The organism is Castellaniella daejeonensis, assembly GCF_039523555.1.
In the GTDB taxonomy this organism is placed as follows: domain Bacteria; phylum Pseudomonadota; class Gammaproteobacteria; order Burkholderiales; family Burkholderiaceae_B; genus Castellaniella; species Castellaniella daejeonensis.
This window is the reverse complement of the sequence record NZ_BAAAFN010000007.1, coordinates 99,908-114,148: the sequence shown is the minus strand read 5'-3', so window position 1 is coordinate 114,148 and position 14,241 is coordinate 99,908. Positions and strand designations below refer to the sequence as shown.

The following is a 14,241-nucleotide window of genomic DNA, read 5'->3' as shown; positions in this document are numbered from 1 at the left end:
CCAAGATGAGCATCGGCCAGGTCGTGCGCGCCGCCTTCCCCTGGCTGCTCCTGCTGCTGACCTACCTGGTCTTCATCACCTACGTGCCTGCCGTCAGCCTCTGGCTGCCCCGGTTGCTGGGGTGAAACCGGCCGGCCTTCCGATGCCGCCGGTCGGCGGCATCGGGCCGGAAAAGAACACGGCCGCCGGAAGGCGGCCGTGTTCTTTGGAGTCCGCAGGTGCGGCGGACGTCAGAAGAGTTTTCCGAACTGGTTGATGATCAGGTAGATCGAGAAGCCGCCGTAGAACAGCACGGCCCACAGGATCGCCACGAACCGGAAGCCGCCCAGCCCGATGGCGCGCGGCAGCATGCAGCGGTTCAGCTGGATCAGCAGCACCGAATACACGAACATCACCAGGCCGTTCAGGGCCGAGGCGATCACCAGCAGGACCAGCGGCTGGCTGACGCCCGAGAGCAGGATGATGGAGCCGAAGGCCACCATCAGCCAGACCACCAGGAAATACAGGCGGCTTTCCGTCCAGGTCTGGCTGTCGCGCAGCCAGTTGGTCTTGGCGATGTCGGCCACGATCCGGCCGATCATGTCCAGCACGGTCAGGTTGGTCGACAGCAGCACCACCACGCCGGTGAACCAGAAGGCCGGCCCGACCCAGGGGGAGACCCGCTCGCTCAGGGTTTCGCCCAGCAGCCGCACGAAATCGAAATTCTGGGCGGTACTGCCGACTCCGACGTAGAGATAGGCGAGCATCATGAACAGCAGGATGGCGAACAGGCCCAGCACGAAAAAGGTGATGAACTGTTCACGGTCGGCCACTTTCCACCAGCCGCGCCAGCGCCGCATGTTGGCCTCGTCCTGGCGGAAGAAATAGCCGATCGCCGCCTGGGTGGTTTCCTGGCCTGTGATGGGCGAGACGATCTTCGGCAGGTGGGCGCCCATGCCCAGGCCCTTGTCGCGTACCCAGTTGGATTGGGCCAGGTTCATGACACCGCCGGCGCCGGCGAAGGCGATGGCGCCCAGGAGCAGGGCGATGGGCAGCTTGCCGATGGATTCCGGGATCTTCGGAATTTCGGTCGTGAAGCCCGAGATGAGCGCAGCCCATGTCTGGCCGTTGAGCAGCCCCACGACGATGTAGATCATGAACAGCACGATCAGCGCGACGAGGAAGAACTGGATCTTCTCGACCGTCTGGTAGACCACGGGCGATATGGTGAGGATGATGCCGATCAGCACCAGCGAAGCGATGGTGATCGGAATCACGGCCTCTCCCGACAGACCGAAGGCATAGGTCAGGGCGGTGGAGCTGCCCGTGGCCCAGCCGGGCCACATCCAGGGAATGACAGCCATGATGATGAACAGCCCGCTCCAGGGTTTCCATAGTCGCGTGAATCCGGTGACGGCCGTTTCCCCGGTGGCCAATGTGTAGCGCGTGATTTCCATGTTCAGGAAATACTGGGTCAGGATGCCGATGGTGGCCAGCCAGACCAGGGCCAGGCCCGTCTGGGTTGAAATGTAGGGCCACAGGACGAATTCGCCCGAGCCGACCGAGCCCGCCAGCAGCAGCACGCTGGGGCCGATGACCTTTTTCATGGGCAGTGGTTCGGGCAGGTCGCGGTATGTTGCCGGTGGGAGATTCTGGCTGCGGATTTCTTCGGCGACTTGCGGGGAGGATGAGGCAGGACTGACAACTGGATCGACCATATGCAGGACCTCTTTGGTGATGAGGGTGGTATGCCCTGATGGTCATGCGATGCAGCCATGGCCATCACCGCGCGCCTGCTGCGTTCAGCGAGGCGTCAGTTCATGCTATGGGTACGAAGATCGGCGGTCAAGATGATTTAGAGTTAAACCAGGGTTAACCAGTATGCCGGGGGCGGGCGCATCAATCGCGGCACAGGGCCAGCAGCCGGGCGGTCTCGTGCGCCGGCAGGCCCATGACGCCGCTGTGGCTGCCCGACAGATGGGCCACGAAAGCCGCCGCCCGGCCCTGGATGGCGTAGCTGCCCGCCTTGCCGAAGGGCTCGCCGCTGGCGACGTAGGCCGCGATGTCGGCATCGGCGAGCGGCTGGAAACGTACCGTGCTGATGCTGACCGCTTCGTGGAGCCGCCCGCCGTCCGCCAGGACCACGGCAGTGTGGACCGCGTGTTCGCGGCCCGACAGGCGGCGCAGCATGTTGGCGGCGTCGGCCTCGTCCCGGGGCTTGCCCAGCACCTCGCCGTCCAGGATGACCGTGGTGTCGGCGCACAGGATGGGCGCCTGTCGCCAGCCTGCGGGCCAGTTTTCGGGCAGCGGGTCTGGCTGGCCGCCCGAGGCCAGCCAGGCGGCCGCCCGCTCGGCCTTTTCCCTTGCGGTGCGGCGGACGTAGTCGGCGGCCGGCTCGCCCGGCAGCCGGGGCTCGTCCTCGCCATCCGGCGCGGGTACGCGCAGGATGCCGTGGGCAATGGCCAGCTGGTCCAGGATCTCGTGGCGGCGGGGGCTGGCGGAAGCGAGCAGGATGAAGAATGGCATGACGGGCTGTGCGGGATCGATGGGGGCCGGGAACGGAAGATTCAGCCTACCCGCAGGATCTTCATGCCGTTCGTGCCGCCGCTGTCGCTGTAGAAATCGCCCTTGGTCAGGATGATCCAGTCGCCGGCATGCAGCAGTCCGCGATTGCGCAGGATGCCGATGGCGGCTTCGCTGACTTCGGCCGGCGGCAGCGCCGCCGCATCGAAGGGCACGGTGTAGACACCGCGGAACAGGGCGGCGCGGCGTTGCGTGGCGGGGTGCCGCGTGTAGCAGTAGATGGGTACGCCCGAACGGATGCGCGACATGATGAGCGGGGTGTGGCCGCTTTCGGTCAGGCTGATGATGGCCTTGATGCCCGGGAAGTGGTTGGCGGCGTACATGCTGGCCAGGGCGATCGTTTCGTCGCAGCGCGAGAAGGTCTCGCCCAGGCGGTGATGCGACCGCACGCTGGTGGGTTCCTGCTCGGCGCCCAGGCAGATCCGCGCCATGGCCTGGACGGCCTCGACGGGGTAGCGCCCCGAGGCCGACTCCGCCGACAGCATGACTGCGTCGGTGTAGTCCAGCACGGCGTTGGCGACGTCGGAGACTTCGGCCCGGGTCGGTATCGGGCTGGCGATCATGGACTCCATCATCTGGGTTGCGGTGATCACCAGCTTGTTCAGGGTGCGGGCATGCTGGATGATCCGCTTCTGGATGCCGGCGAGGCGGGCGTCGCCGATTTCCACGCCCAGGTCGCCCCGGGCCACCATCACGCCGTCGCTGGCGCGGATCAGGTCGTCCAGCGCGGCGTCGTCGGCCACGGCCTCGGCGCGCTCGATCTTGGCGATGATCCAGGCCGGGCTGCCGGCTTCGCGCACCAGCCGACGCGCCTGTTCGATGTCGGCTCCCGCGCGCGGGAAGGACACCGCCACGTAGTCCAGTTCGAGCTCGGCGGCCAGCAGGATGTCCTGGCGGTCCTTGTCGGTCAGGCTGGGGGCCGATATGCCGCCGCCGCGCCGGTTGATGCCTTTGTTGTTGGACAGCGGGCCGCCCACTTCGACCCGTGTGTGGACGGCGTCCGCATCCACGGATTCGACCCTCAGGATCACGCGGCCGTCGTCCAGCAGCAGTTCGTCGCCCGGCGCGCAGTCCTGGACCAGCGGCGGGTATTCGATTCCCACGATCCGGGCGGTGCCGGCGTCCAGGGGATGCCGGATCGACAAGGTAAAGACATCGTCCGGTTTCAGCTCGATGGGTCCGTCGGCGAAACGGCCGATGCGGATCTTCGGTCCCTGGAGATCGCCCATGAGGGCGATGTGGCGGTCGTTTCGCGCGGCGATCTCGCGGACCAGGCGGACCCGTTCGCGGTGGTCGTCGGGCGTGCCATGGGAAAAGTTCAGCCGGGCCACGTCCATGCCGGCCAGGATCAGGGCTTCGATGCGTTCCGGGCTGGAGGATGCGGGCCCCAGCGTGGCAACGATCTTGGTGCGGCGGCGAGTGGTCATGGTGGATGGCTCCTCAGGCACGGTGATAGGGATGGCCTGCCAGGATGGTCCAGGCACGGTAGAGTTGTTCGGCGAGCAGGATGCGGACCATCGGATGGGGCAGGGTCAGCGAAGACAGGCGCAGGGTCTGGCGGGCGGTCTGTTTCAGCGCAGGATCCAGTCCGTCGGGACCACCGATGATGAAGGCGATGTCGGTGCCGCCGGCACGCCAGGTTTCCAGATGGCCCGCCAGATCCCGGGTCGTCAGGTCGCGGCCGTGTTCGTCCAGGATGACGCGCCAGGCCTGCGCGGGCACGGCGGCCTCGATGCGCTGGGCTTCGGCGTGCATCAGCTGCTGGGCCGTCTTGCCACTGGTTCGGGGTTCCGGGCGGATTTCGTGCAGTTCCAGGGCGCAGTCGCGGGGCATGCGCTTGGCAAAGTCCTGCCAGGCTTCCTGGACCCAGGACGGCATGCGGGTGCCGACGGCGTAGACCTGGAGTTTCATTCGTCCTCGTCGAAGTCGGCCGGCTGGCTCGCCTGGGCCGGGCCGGTGGGCAGCAGGCGGACGCGCACCGGCTTGGCACCCCAGATTTCCTCCAGGTTGTAGTAGGCGCGGATGGCCGGCTGCATGCAGTGCACCACGATGTCGCCCAGGTCGATCAGCAGCCATTCCCCGGTATCCTCGCCTTCGTAGGCGATGACTTCCAGGCCGTGCTTCTTGGCCTGCTCGGCCACATGGCTGGCGACGGCGCGTGTATGGCGGTTGGACGTGCCGCTGGCGATGACGACGCGGTCGAACAGGCCGGTCAGGCCTGTGGTGTTGAAGACTTTGATGTCCTGGGCCTTGGTGTCTTCGAGCGCGTCGATGACGAGGCGTTGCTGTTTTTGCAGGTTCATGATGTTTCGGGGTCCAGGTAGAGGCGGTGGGCGCGGATGTAGTCCAGCACGCGCGGATCCAGCATCGTGTCGACGGGCCGCCCGGCCGCCAGATCCTGTCGGATCGCGGTGGCGGAAACCGGCTGCGGGGTGAAGGGGATCCGGACCAGGCCGCCGGGTGTCAGAGCCTGGGCCAGTTCGGCCGGTGGCGTGGCGGGCGTGCCGGGGCGTTCGGCCACCGCCAGCCGGACGTACTGCAGCAGATCGTGCCAGCGGTGCCAGGTGCAGAAGTTGGCCAGTTGGTCCGAGCCCAGGATCCAGGTGTAGCGGGCCGTGGGGGGCAGGGCGGCCAGCGTGTCGATGGTATAGGTATTGCCGGCGCGCTGCAGTTCGATGGGGTTGACGCGCAGGCGGGGGTCGCCGCTGCAGGCCAGTTCCAGCATGCGCAGCCGGTGTTCCGCGGCGGCACCCAGGCGGCCGCGCTGCCAGGGGCGCGCGGCCGGCAGCAGTTCGACGTGTTCCAGCCCCAGCGCGTCGCAGGCGGCCCGGGCCAGCGCGATATGGGCCCGATGAACCGGGTCGAAGCTGCCGCCCAGCAGCCCGACCTGGGGCGTCACAGCCATGCGCGGGGCCGCAGGTAGTCGGCCAGCACCGATTCGGGGGATCCGGGCTCGGGCGTCCAGTCGTAGCGCCATTGGGCGACGGGCGGCATGGACAGCAGGATGGATTCCGTACGGCCGCCCGATTGCAGGCCGAACAGCGTGCCCCGGTCGTAGACCAGGTTGAATTCCACGTAGCGTCCGCGCCGATAGGCCTGGAAGGCGCGCTCGCGCTCGCCGTAGGGCGTGTCCCGGCGGGCCCGGACGATGGGCGCATAGGCAGGAACGAAGCAGTCGCCCACCGCGCGGGTCAGCGCGAAGCAGGTGTCGAAGTCCGGCTCGTTCAGGTCGTCGAAGAACAGGCCGCCGACGCCACGCGTCTCGCCCCGGTGGCGCAGCAGGAAATAGTCGTCGCACCAGGCCTTGTAGCGGGGGTACTTGTCTTCGCCGAAGGGCGCGACGGCATCGTGGCACACCTGGTGGAAATGGCGCACGTCGTCATCCACCGGATAGTAGGGCGTCAGGTCCAGGCCTCCGCCGAACCAGAAGACATCGTCGGTGCCGCCCTGGCCGTGGGCGACGAACAGGCGCACGTTCATGTGCGTGGTCGGCACATGGGGGTTGCGCGGGTGCAGCACCATCGACACGCCCATGGCTTCCCAGCTGCGGCCTGCCAGTTCGGGGCGGTGGGCGCTGGCCGAAGGTGGCAGGGTGTCGCCGCGCACGTGGCTGAACAGCACGCCGGCGCGTTCGAAAACCGTACCGTTTTCGCAGTACCGGGCCAGGCCGCCGCCGCCTTCCGGGCGTGTCCAGGGGTCGCGGCCGAACGAAGCGCCTTCGAGATCCTCGAGGGCACGGACGATGCGCTCCTGCAGACCGGAGAATGTGTCGTGGACCAGGGAGATGGGAACGTGCATGTCGGGGCCCGCGCGAAGTCAGGTCAATCGTGCCGCTTGCCGGCGGCCAGGGCGCGCCAGCCGATGTCCCGGCGGAACTGGCGGCCTTCGAACTGGGTCTGGTTGACGGCTTCGTAGGCGGCCTGCTGGGCGCGGCGGATGGAGTCGGCCAGCGCCGTGACGCACAGGACGCGGCCGCCGCTGGTGCGCAGCGTGCCGTCTTCGGCCGAGGTGCCGGCGTGGAAAGTGACGCAATCGGCGGTGTCCGGTGCCAGCGCGGTGATCGGATCCCCCTTGCGGGGAGCGTCCGGGTAGCCGGCTGCCGCCAGCACGACGCCCACGGCGGTGCGCCTGTCCCAGTCGATCTCGGCCTGGTCCAGCGTGCCGTCCAGGGCGTGTTCCAGGGTTTCGGAAAAATCGCTCTTCATGCGCAGCATGATGGGCTGGGTTTCCGGGTCGCCCAGGCGGCAGTTGAATTCCAGGACCTTCAGGCTGCGGGTGGCATCGGGACCGGGACCGATCATCAGGCCGGCGTAGAGGAACCCGGTGTAGGGGATGCCGTCGCGCGCCATGCCCTGGATCGCCGGCTGGATGATCTCGCGCATGATGCGGTTGTGCAGCGCCGGGCTGACGATGGGCGCGGGCGAATAGGCGCCCATGCCGCCGGTATTGGGGCCGGTGTCTCCGTCCTGCAGGCGTTTGTGGTCCTGGCTGGTGGCCAGGGGCAGGACGTGCTGGCCGTCGCACATGACGATGAAGCTGGCTTCTTCGCCCTGAAGGAATTCCTCGATCACCACGCGTGCGCCCGCCGCGCCGAAGGCACCGTGTTCGCCCAGCATGTGATCGATGGCGCCCAGTGCTTCGTCGAGGTTCTGCGCCACGACCACGCCCTTGCCGGCGGCCAGGCCGTCGGCCTTGACGACGATGGGGGCGCCTTGGGCCCGGATGTAGTCACGGGCCTGGCCGGCGTCGGTGAAGGTGCCGTACGCCGCGGTGGGAATGCCGTGGCGCACCATGAAGTCTTTGGCATAGTCCTTCGAGCTTTCGAGCTGGGCGGCTGCCCGGGTCGGCCCGAAGATGCGCAGCCCGGCGGCGCGGAAGGCGTCCACGATCCCGGCGGCCAGCGGGGCCTCAGGTCCGACGACGGTGAAGGCGATCTTTTCCCGGCGGGCGAATTCGATCAGGGCGCTGGTGTCCTGCAGGGGCAGGTTTTCCAGGTTCGGCGTGCGGCCGGTGCCGCCGTTGCCCGGGGCCACGTAGACTTTGTGCACCCGGGGCGATTGCGCCAGGCGCCAGGCCAGGGCGTGTTCGCGGCCGCCGGAGCCGATGACGAGCAGTTTCATTCGGCCTCGTCCAGGACGGCGGTGGTATAGACTTCCTGGACATCGTCCAGGTCTTCCAGCAGATCGATGATCTTCTGCATCCGCTCGGCATCTTCGCCGGACAGTTCGACCTTGGACAGGGCCTTCATGATCACGCCGTGGATCTCGGCCTCCAGGCCTGCGGCGTCGAAGGCCTGCTTCAGGGCGGTATAGCCGCCGGGTTCGCAGGTGACTTCGATCACGCCTTCCTCGTCCGTCTGGACGTCGTCGGCGCCGTTTTCCAGGGCGATTTCCATGACCTGCTCTTCCGAGGTGCCCGGAGCGAAGATGAACTGGCCGCAGTGCTTGAACATGAACACCACGCTGCCGTCCTGGCCCAGGTTGCCGCCGTGCTTGGTCAGCGTGTGGCGCACTTCGGATACGGTGCGCTGGCGGTTGTCGGTCATGCAGTCGATGATCAGGGCGGCGCCGCCCACGCCATAACCCTCGTAGCGGATTTCCTCGTAGTTGACGCCTTCTTCGGTGCCGGCCCCGCGCTGGATGGCGCGCAGGATGTTGTCCTTGGGCATGTTGGCCGATGTGGCCTTGTCCCAGGCCAGGCGCAGCGCGGGATTGGCGTCGGGATCGGGCCCACCGGCACGGGCGGCCACGGTGATTTCACGGATGATCTTTGTCCAGAGCTTGCCGCGCTTGGCGTCTTGGCGCCCTTTGCGGTGCTGGATGTTTGCCCATTTGCTGTGTCCGGCCATGATTGTGTCGAGTTCAATAGGGGTGCATTCAACGAACCCTGGATTTTAACGCCTTGGGCCGATTCAGTCTGCGGCGGCGCGCCGCCAGCCCGACCAGACGATCGCCCCGATGATCAGGGTGCCGCCCGCCAGCGCGCGCACCGATGGGTATTGCGCGAACAGAAGGGCCGCGAAGAGAATGGCATAGACCGGTTCCAGTGCGATGACGATCCCGGCGGTGCGGGCATTGAGCCTGGCCAGGCTGGCGACCAGCAGTGCATGGGACAGCGCAGTGCAGAACACGCCCAGCATGAACAGCCAGACCCAGTCCACGGCCCGCAGCCCGGTGAATTCGGCCAGGCACCAGGGCAGGGTCAGCAGGACGACGACGCCGTTTTCCCAGCAGGCCAGTTCGCGGGCGGGCACGAGGCCGACGGCCTTGCGGTTGGCCAGGGTGAACAGGGCGAACGACAGGCCCGATGCCACTCCCCAGCCCAGGCCGGCAGCGGCCCGATCGCTGAAATCGAAGGATGGCGCGACCAGGGCGAGGCCGGCGGTCACCAGGGCGACCACGGCCCATTCCGCAATCCGGGTGCGCTCCTTGAACAGAAAGCCTTCGAACAGGGTGATGAAGGCGGGAAAGCTGGCAAAGCCCAGCGTGGCAACGGCGATGCCGCCGGTCTTCACCGCGACGAAGAAGGTCGTCCAGTGGATCGCCAGCAGGACGCCGGCTGCCAGCAGCACCGGCAGGGCGCGGCGTGCGGGACGCACGGGGCGATGACCCGTGCGGGCCATGAAAAGCAGCAGGGCGACCGTGGCAAAGGCGGCCCGGCCCGCCGTGATCAGGGTGGCGCTGGCCTGGATCAGTTCGCCGAAAATGCCCGTCAGCCCGAACAGGACGGCGGTGATGTGAATGGCCGTCGTGGCCTGGCGGGAATTCATGCTAGTCTGATCCGGTTCTGAACTTTAGGTCCGACGGGGCCGGAGGTATCTACGGTGGAAAAAGAAGAAAAGGCACGGGCGATCCGTGTTCATGAGCATGGCGGGCCGGATCGGATGCGGCTGGAAGAAGTGGTGGTGCCGCCCCCCGCGCCGCACGAGGTCCGCATCCGCCAGAAGGCGGTCGGCCTGAATTTCATCGATATCTATTGTCGCACGGGGCTGTATCCGCATCCCTTGCCGCATGGCCTGGGATTCGAGGCTTCGGGCCTGGTCGAATCGGTTGGCGCCGAGGTGACCCACCTGCGTCCCGGCGACCGCGTGGCCTACGGGCAGAGCCCGATTGGCGCCTATGCCGATCTGCGCAATGTGCCCGCCGACCGGGTCGTGCGGATCCCCGACGGCGTCAGTTTCGAGCAGGCCGCCGCGCTGATGCTCAAGGGCCTGACGGTGCAATACCTGTTTCGCCAGACCTACAGGCTGCAGGGTAACGAGACGATCCTGTTCCATGCCGCCGCGGGCGGTGTCGGGCTCATCGCCTGCCAATGGGCCAGGGCCCTGGGCGTGCGCCTGATCGGGACCGCGTCCACCCCGGAAAAGGCCGCGCTGGCGCGCCGCCACGGTGCCTGGGAAGTGATCGATACCAGCCGCGAGGACATCGTCGCCCGGGTCAGGGAACTGACCGAGGGGCGCAAGGTTCCGGTGGTCTACGACGGCGTGGGCAAGAGCACCTGGGAAATCTCGCTGGACTGTCTCCAGCCGCGCGGCCTGATGGTCAGCTTCGGCAATGCGTCGGGCCCGGTCGAGGGCGTGAACCTGGGCGTGCTGGCGGCCAAGGGTTCGCTGTACGTCACCCGCCCGACGCTCGCCGCCCACGTGCCCACCGCGCAGGCCATGCAGGCGGCCGCCGACGAGGTGTTCGACCTGGTGACGAGCGGCAAGCTGGACATCGTCATCGGCCAGCGGTTTGCTCTGGCGGATGCCGCGAAGGCGCATGAGGCGCTGGGTTCGCGCGGCACGACCGGCGCGACTGTGCTGACCCTGGACTGAGCCGCGGCCCCTGGCCCATCGCCGGTCGCGGCGCGTGCGGGGCTGGCCGGCCAGGGCCGGCCGGCCCGCAGGCTCAGGCTTCCTGGTGGTATCGCTGCAGGCGCTCGACTTCCTCGCGCGAACCCAGGATCACGCCGATGCGCTGGTGCAGGGCATCGGGCTGGATGTCCAGGATGCGGTTGGCGCCGTCGATGGCCAGCCCGCCCGCCTGTTCCACGAGAAAGCTCATGGGGTTGGCTTCGTACATCAGGCGCAGCTTGCCCTTGCGGCCGGATGCTCGGGCGTCACGCGGGTACATGAAGATCCCGCCGCGCGTCAGGATGCGGTGCACGTCGGCCACCATGGATGCGATCCAGCGCATGTTGTAGTTCTTGCCCAGAGGGCCGGTCTCGCCTTGCAGGCATTCGTCGATGTAGCGGCGCACGGGGGCTTCCCAGTGCCGCATATTGGACATGTTGATGGCGAATTCCGCGGTCTGCTCGGGCAGGCGGATGTCTTCGTGCGTCAGCAGCCACGACCCCATTTCGCGGTCCAGCGTGAAACCCATGACGCCAGCGCCCACGGTCAGCACCAGCATGGTCTGCGGACCGTAGATGGCATAGCCGGCGGCGACCTGGCGGGTGCCGGGCTGCAGGAAATCCTCTTCGGCGATTTCCCGTCCGGCGGCTTCGACGGGGGCCTGCAGCACGGAAAAGATCGTGCCGATGGACACGTTCACGTCGATGTTCGATGAGCCATCCAGGGGATCGAACAGCAGCAGGTTCTGGCCCTTGGGGTAGTGGGTTGGGATGCGGTGAATGGTCTGCATTTCCTCGGAGGCCATGGCCGCCAGGTTGCCGCCCCATTCGTTCGCTTCCAGCAGGATCTCGTTGGACAGCACGTCGAGTTTCTTCTGGACTTCGCCCTGGACGTTTTCCGTGCCCAGGCTGCCGAGCACGCCGCCCAGGGCGCCCTTGCTGACGGCGTGGCTGATCGCCTTGCAGGCGCGCGATACGGTTTCGATCAGCAGGCGGACGTCGGCCGACACGGCCTTGTGTTCACGCTGCTGTTCGACCAGGTATTGAGTCAAGGTCTTGTATTTCAAGTGAATCCCCCGAGAAAAAAGAAAGGGTGGCCGGGTGCATCCCACGGTGCGGCCCGGCGGCATGAAGAGGCATCAGGCGCCGAGCGCCTTCGAGACGATCTCGCGGACGTTGCGTGACAGGCCGGGCGCATCCAGCACGCGCTGCAGGGCGGCCTGCATGCCGGCCCGGGCGACGGGCTCGTAGCGCGCCCAGTTGTCGAAGGCGCGCGACAGCCGTGCTGCGATTTCCGGATTCAGGGCGTCGAGCGCCAGCACTTGCTCGGCCCAGAAGTCGTAGCCTTCCAGGGTGTGCAGGTTGCCGGGATTGTCCATGCAGAAGCGGAAGACGACGGCGCGCGCGCGATTGGGGTTGCGCAGCGAGAAATCCGGCAGGGCCATCAGGGCGCGCACGCCGGACACTGTGCAGCCCGGCGCGCTGGCCTGGGCGCCGAACCAGCGGTCCAGCACCAGGGGGTCGTCGCGCCAGCGCTCGTGGAAGTCGGCCAGCGGCCCGGAGGCATCCTGCGGGGCATGTTGCAGCAGGGCGGTGAGTGCGCCCAGGCCCTCGGTCATGTTGCGAGCCTGGCGGTATTGCGCCAGGGCCAGCTCGGCTGCGCCGGATGCCTGGCCGGCCAGCAGGTTGTCCAGGGCCAGGTTGCGCAGGGCGCGGCGGCCGGACGAGACCGGATCGGGCGAATAGGGGCCGCCGTCGTCTGCCATGGCGTCGTAGAGGGTACGCCAGGCATCGGCCAGCTGCGCGCCCAGGGTTTGCCGGGTGCGGGTCCAGGCCGCCACGGCGGCCCGGGGATCCATGGGATCGCCTCGGTCGATGACCTCGCGCAGGGCTGGCAGGGCCAGCAGCCGCGCCCTGTACGCGGGCGACAGCGTTGGGTCGATCAGTGCAGTACGCCAGATCTCCAGCAGGTCGTCCAGCGCCGGTTGGGGATTGCCGTCGCGGTCGGCCTGCATGCAGGCCTGCAGGTGCCGGTGGGCCGTTTCCTGGACAGCGTCCCAGCGGGCGAAAGGGTCGGGATCGTGGCGCGCCAGCAGGGCCAGGTCGTCGGCCGTGCGGTCGGTTTCCAGGATGACGGGCGCTGAAAAATCGCGCAGCAGCGACAGGACGGGCGGGCGCGGGATATCCGTCAGGGTCCAGGTCTGGCTGGCCTCGCGCAGTTCCAGAACGACGGTATCGCGGGTTTCGTCTTCCCAATGGATAGGCAGGGAGCGGCCGTCCGCATCGATCAGGCCGATGGCAAAGGGGATGTGCAGGGGGGGCTTTTGGGGCGGAGGAGTCTGCCGGGCTTCCAGGCCCGCTGGTGCGCAGCGTTGTTCCAGCGTGATGCGGCAGGTGCGGTTTTCGGGATCGTAATGCGAGCGTACTCGCACGCGCGGGGTGCCTGCCTGCTGGTACCAGCGCCGGAAGATGGAGAAATCCTTGCCGGGGTGCCGTTGCACGTAGACGGATTCCATGGCGTCGACGAAATCGTCGCAGGTGACGGCCTGGCCATCGTAGCGACGGAAATACTCGTCCATGCCGGCGCGGAACCCGTCTTCGCCCAGCAGGGTGTGCTGCATGCGGATGACTTCCGCGCCCTTTTCATAGACCGTGGCGGTGTAGAAATTGCCGATTTCCTGGTAGCTGTCGGGCCGGATGGGGTGGGCCATGGGGCCGGCGTCTTCGGGGAACTGCGCCAGCCGCAGGGTGTGCACGTCGTCGATGCGCTTGACGGCCCGGGCGCTGGCGGCCTCGGCGGGCGGCAGGCCCTCGGCCAGCATGTCGGCGGAGAATTCCTGGTCGCGGAAGACCGTCAGTCCTTCTTTCAGGGACAACTGGAACCAGTCGCGGCAGGTGACGCGGTTGCCGGTCCAGTTGTGGAAGTATTCGTGGCCGATCACGGCTTCGATGCCGCGGTAGGCGGCGTCCGTGGCTGTGTCGGGGTCGGCCAGGACGTAGGCGGCATTGAAGATGTTCAGGCCCTTGTTTTCCATCGCCCCCATGTTGAAGTCGCGCGCCGCCACCACCATGAAGCGATCCAGGTCCAGTTCCAGGCCGAAGCGCCGTTCGTCCCAGTGCAGGGCGCGTGCCAGGCAGTCCAGCGCCCAGCGGGTCTGTTCGCGGCAGCCCTTGTCGCTGTAGACCTGCAGCAACACTTCGCGGCCGCTGCGGGTGGTCTCGGTGCGCTCGATGCAATCGAAATCGCCGGCCACCAGGGCGAACAGGTAGCAGGGCTTGGGATGCGGATCGCGCCACAGCGCCTGGTGACGGCCATCGGGCAGTCCGGCCTGTTCGATCAGGTTGCCGTTGGACAGCAGCAGCGGATAGACGGCGGGATCGGCGCGCAGCAGGACCTCGAAGCGCGCCATCACGTCGGGCCGGTCCGGAAACCAGGTGATGCGGCGAAAACCCTGGGCTTCGCACTGGGTGAAGAGCTTGTCGCCCGAGACGTACAGGCCCATCAGCGTGGTGTTGACGGCCGGGTGGCACAGGCTGACGATTCCAATGGAAAAAGGTTTGCCGTGTCCGGGCGGAACCAGGCTGAGCGTGTCGTCGGTCAGCTGGTATTCATCGGCCGCCAGCGGCCGGCCATCCAGACGGACCTCGACCAGTTCGAGGTCTTCGCCCTGCAGCACCAGCGGTGTGCCCGGCGCGGTGCCGGGCGCGGGTTCGAAGCGCAGTTCGGATCGCACCTGGGTTGATTCCGCCGCCAGGTCGAATTCCAGCCGGACTTGCGGCAAGCGGTAGGGGTAGGGGGTGTAGTCCTGGCGGAAAATGGTGGGGGCGGTATCCGTGCGCATGAGT

General features: G+C 67.4%; 13 protein-coding genes. 1 reads left to right on the top strand and 12 read right to left on the bottom strand.

The features are described from left to right. Window positions 1-230: 230 nt before the first annotated feature. From ABD022_RS04860 to ABD022_RS04815, 10 genes are all read right to left on the bottom strand, one after another. A complete protein-coding gene (locus ABD022_RS04860; RefSeq protein WP_325123681.1) occupies window positions 231-1,586 on the bottom strand; it encodes an Nramp family divalent metal transporter in 1,356 nt (451 codons plus the stop codon). A 292-nt stretch (window positions 1,587-1,878) separates the two neighbouring features. Then, window positions 1,879-2,505 carry a Maf family protein gene (locus tag ABD022_RS04855; protein ID WP_343820286.1) on the bottom strand — a complete coding sequence of 209 codons (627 nt, stop codon included), beginning with the start codon at window positions 2,503-2,505 and terminating at the stop codon, window positions 1,879-1,881. 41 nt (window positions 2,506-2,546) lie between these two features. Further along, window positions 2,547-3,989 carry a pyruvate kinase gene (gene pyk / locus ABD022_RS04850; RefSeq protein WP_325123679.1) on the bottom strand — a complete coding sequence of 481 codons (1,443 nt, stop codon included), beginning with the start codon at window positions 3,987-3,989 and terminating at the stop codon, window positions 2,547-2,549. 13 nt (window positions 3,990-4,002) lie between these two features. Further along, complete coding sequence (gene rlmH / locus ABD022_RS04845) at window positions 4,003-4,473, bottom strand: 23S rRNA (pseudouridine(1915)-N(3))-methyltransferase RlmH (RefSeq protein WP_325123678.1); 471 nt, start codon at window positions 4,471-4,473, stop codon at window positions 4,003-4,005. Then, window positions 4,470-4,865, bottom strand: a complete 396-nt coding sequence (gene rsfS / locus ABD022_RS04840) for a ribosome silencing factor (protein WP_343820284.1) — start codon at window positions 4,863-4,865, stop codon at window positions 4,470-4,472. The genes rlmH and rsfS overlap by 4 nt, the downstream gene beginning before the upstream one ends. Then, window positions 4,862-5,467, bottom strand: a complete 606-nt coding sequence (nadD, locus tag ABD022_RS04835) for a nicotinate (nicotinamide) nucleotide adenylyltransferase (RefSeq protein ID WP_325123676.1) — start codon at window positions 5,465-5,467, stop codon at window positions 4,862-4,864. The genes rsfS and nadD overlap by 4 nt, the downstream gene beginning before the upstream one ends. Further along, window positions 5,458-6,360 carry an oxygen-dependent coproporphyrinogen oxidase gene (gene hemF, locus ABD022_RS04830; protein ID WP_325123675.1) on the bottom strand — a complete coding sequence of 301 codons (903 nt, stop codon included), beginning with the start codon at window positions 6,358-6,360 and terminating at the stop codon, window positions 5,458-5,460. Before hemF ends, nadD begins: the two co-directional genes overlap by 10 nt. A gap of 23 nt (window positions 6,361-6,383) precedes the next feature. Next, the gene (purD, locus tag ABD022_RS04825) at window positions 6,384-7,682 is read right to left on the bottom strand and encodes a phosphoribosylamine--glycine ligase (RefSeq protein WP_343820281.1); all 1,299 of its coding nucleotides are present in this window, start codon (window positions 7,680-7,682) and stop codon (window positions 6,384-6,386) included. After that, on the bottom strand, window positions 7,679-8,410 hold the full coding sequence (locus tag ABD022_RS04820; RefSeq protein ID WP_325123673.1) for a YebC/PmpR family DNA-binding transcriptional regulator: 732 nt from the start codon (window positions 8,408-8,410) through the stop codon (window positions 7,679-7,681). Before ABD022_RS04820 ends, purD begins: the two co-directional genes overlap by 4 nt. A 63-nt stretch (window positions 8,411-8,473) precedes the next feature. Beyond that, window positions 8,474-9,331, bottom strand: a complete 858-nt coding sequence (locus tag ABD022_RS04815; protein ID WP_325123672.1) for a DMT family transporter — start codon at window positions 9,329-9,331, stop codon at window positions 8,474-8,476. 54 nt (window positions 9,332-9,385) lie between these two features. Between ABD022_RS04815 and ABD022_RS04810 the strand changes: the two genes are divergently transcribed. Continuing rightward, entirely contained in the window at window positions 9,386-10,378 is a 993-nt protein-coding gene (locus tag ABD022_RS04810; RefSeq protein ID WP_325123671.1) for a quinone oxidoreductase family protein, read from the top strand. A gap of 73 nt (window positions 10,379-10,451) precedes the next feature. On the opposite strand, the gene ABD022_RS04805 is transcribed toward ABD022_RS04810, so the two are convergent. Continuing rightward, on the bottom strand, window positions 10,452-11,462 hold the full coding sequence (locus ABD022_RS04805; protein ID WP_325123670.1) for a class 1 fructose-bisphosphatase: 1,011 nt from the start codon (window positions 11,460-11,462) through the stop codon (window positions 10,452-10,454). 72 nt (window positions 11,463-11,534) lie between these two features. Next, window positions 11,535-14,237, bottom strand: a complete 2,703-nt coding sequence (gene pepN / locus ABD022_RS04800; protein ID WP_343820278.1) for an aminopeptidase N — start codon at window positions 14,235-14,237, stop codon at window positions 11,535-11,537. Window positions 14,238-14,241: the final 4 nt, after the last annotated feature.

Coding starts and splice junctions, on each gene's coding strand:
- ABD022_RS04860 (WP_325123681.1), bottom strand. CDS start 1,586: ATGAAAAAGGTCATCGGCCCCAGCGTGCTGCTGCTGGCGGGCTCGGTC.
- ABD022_RS04855 (WP_343820286.1), bottom strand. CDS start 2,505: ATGCCATTCTTCATCCTGCTCGCTTCCGCCAGCCCCCGCCGCCACGAG.
- pyk (WP_325123679.1), bottom strand. CDS start 3,989: ATGACCACTCGCCGCCGCACCAAGATCGTTGCCACGCTGGGGCCCGCA.
- rlmH (WP_325123678.1), bottom strand. CDS start 4,473: ATGAAACTCCAGGTCTACGCCGTCGGCACCCGCATGCCGTCCTGGGTC.
- rsfS (WP_343820284.1), bottom strand. CDS start 4,865: ATGAACCTGCAAAAACAGCAACGCCTCGTCATCGACGCGCTCGAAGAC.
- nadD (WP_325123676.1), bottom strand. CDS start 5,467: ATGGCTGTGACGCCCCAGGTCGGGCTGCTGGGCGGCAGCTTCGACCCG.
- hemF (WP_325123675.1), bottom strand. CDS start 6,360: ATGCACGTTCCCATCTCCCTGGTCCACGACACATTCTCCGGTCTGCAG.
- purD (WP_343820281.1), bottom strand. CDS start 7,682: ATGAAACTGCTCGTCATCGGCTCCGGCGGCCGCGAACACGCCCTGGCC.
- ABD022_RS04820 (WP_325123673.1), bottom strand. CDS start 8,410: ATGGCCGGACACAGCAAATGGGCAAACATCCAGCACCGCAAAGGGCGC.
- ABD022_RS04815 (WP_325123672.1), bottom strand. CDS start 9,331: ATGAATTCCCGCCAGGCCACGACGGCCATTCACATCACCGCCGTCCTG.
- pepN (WP_343820278.1), bottom strand. CDS start 14,237: ATGCGCACGGATACCGCCCCCACCATTTTCCGCCAGGACTACACCCCC.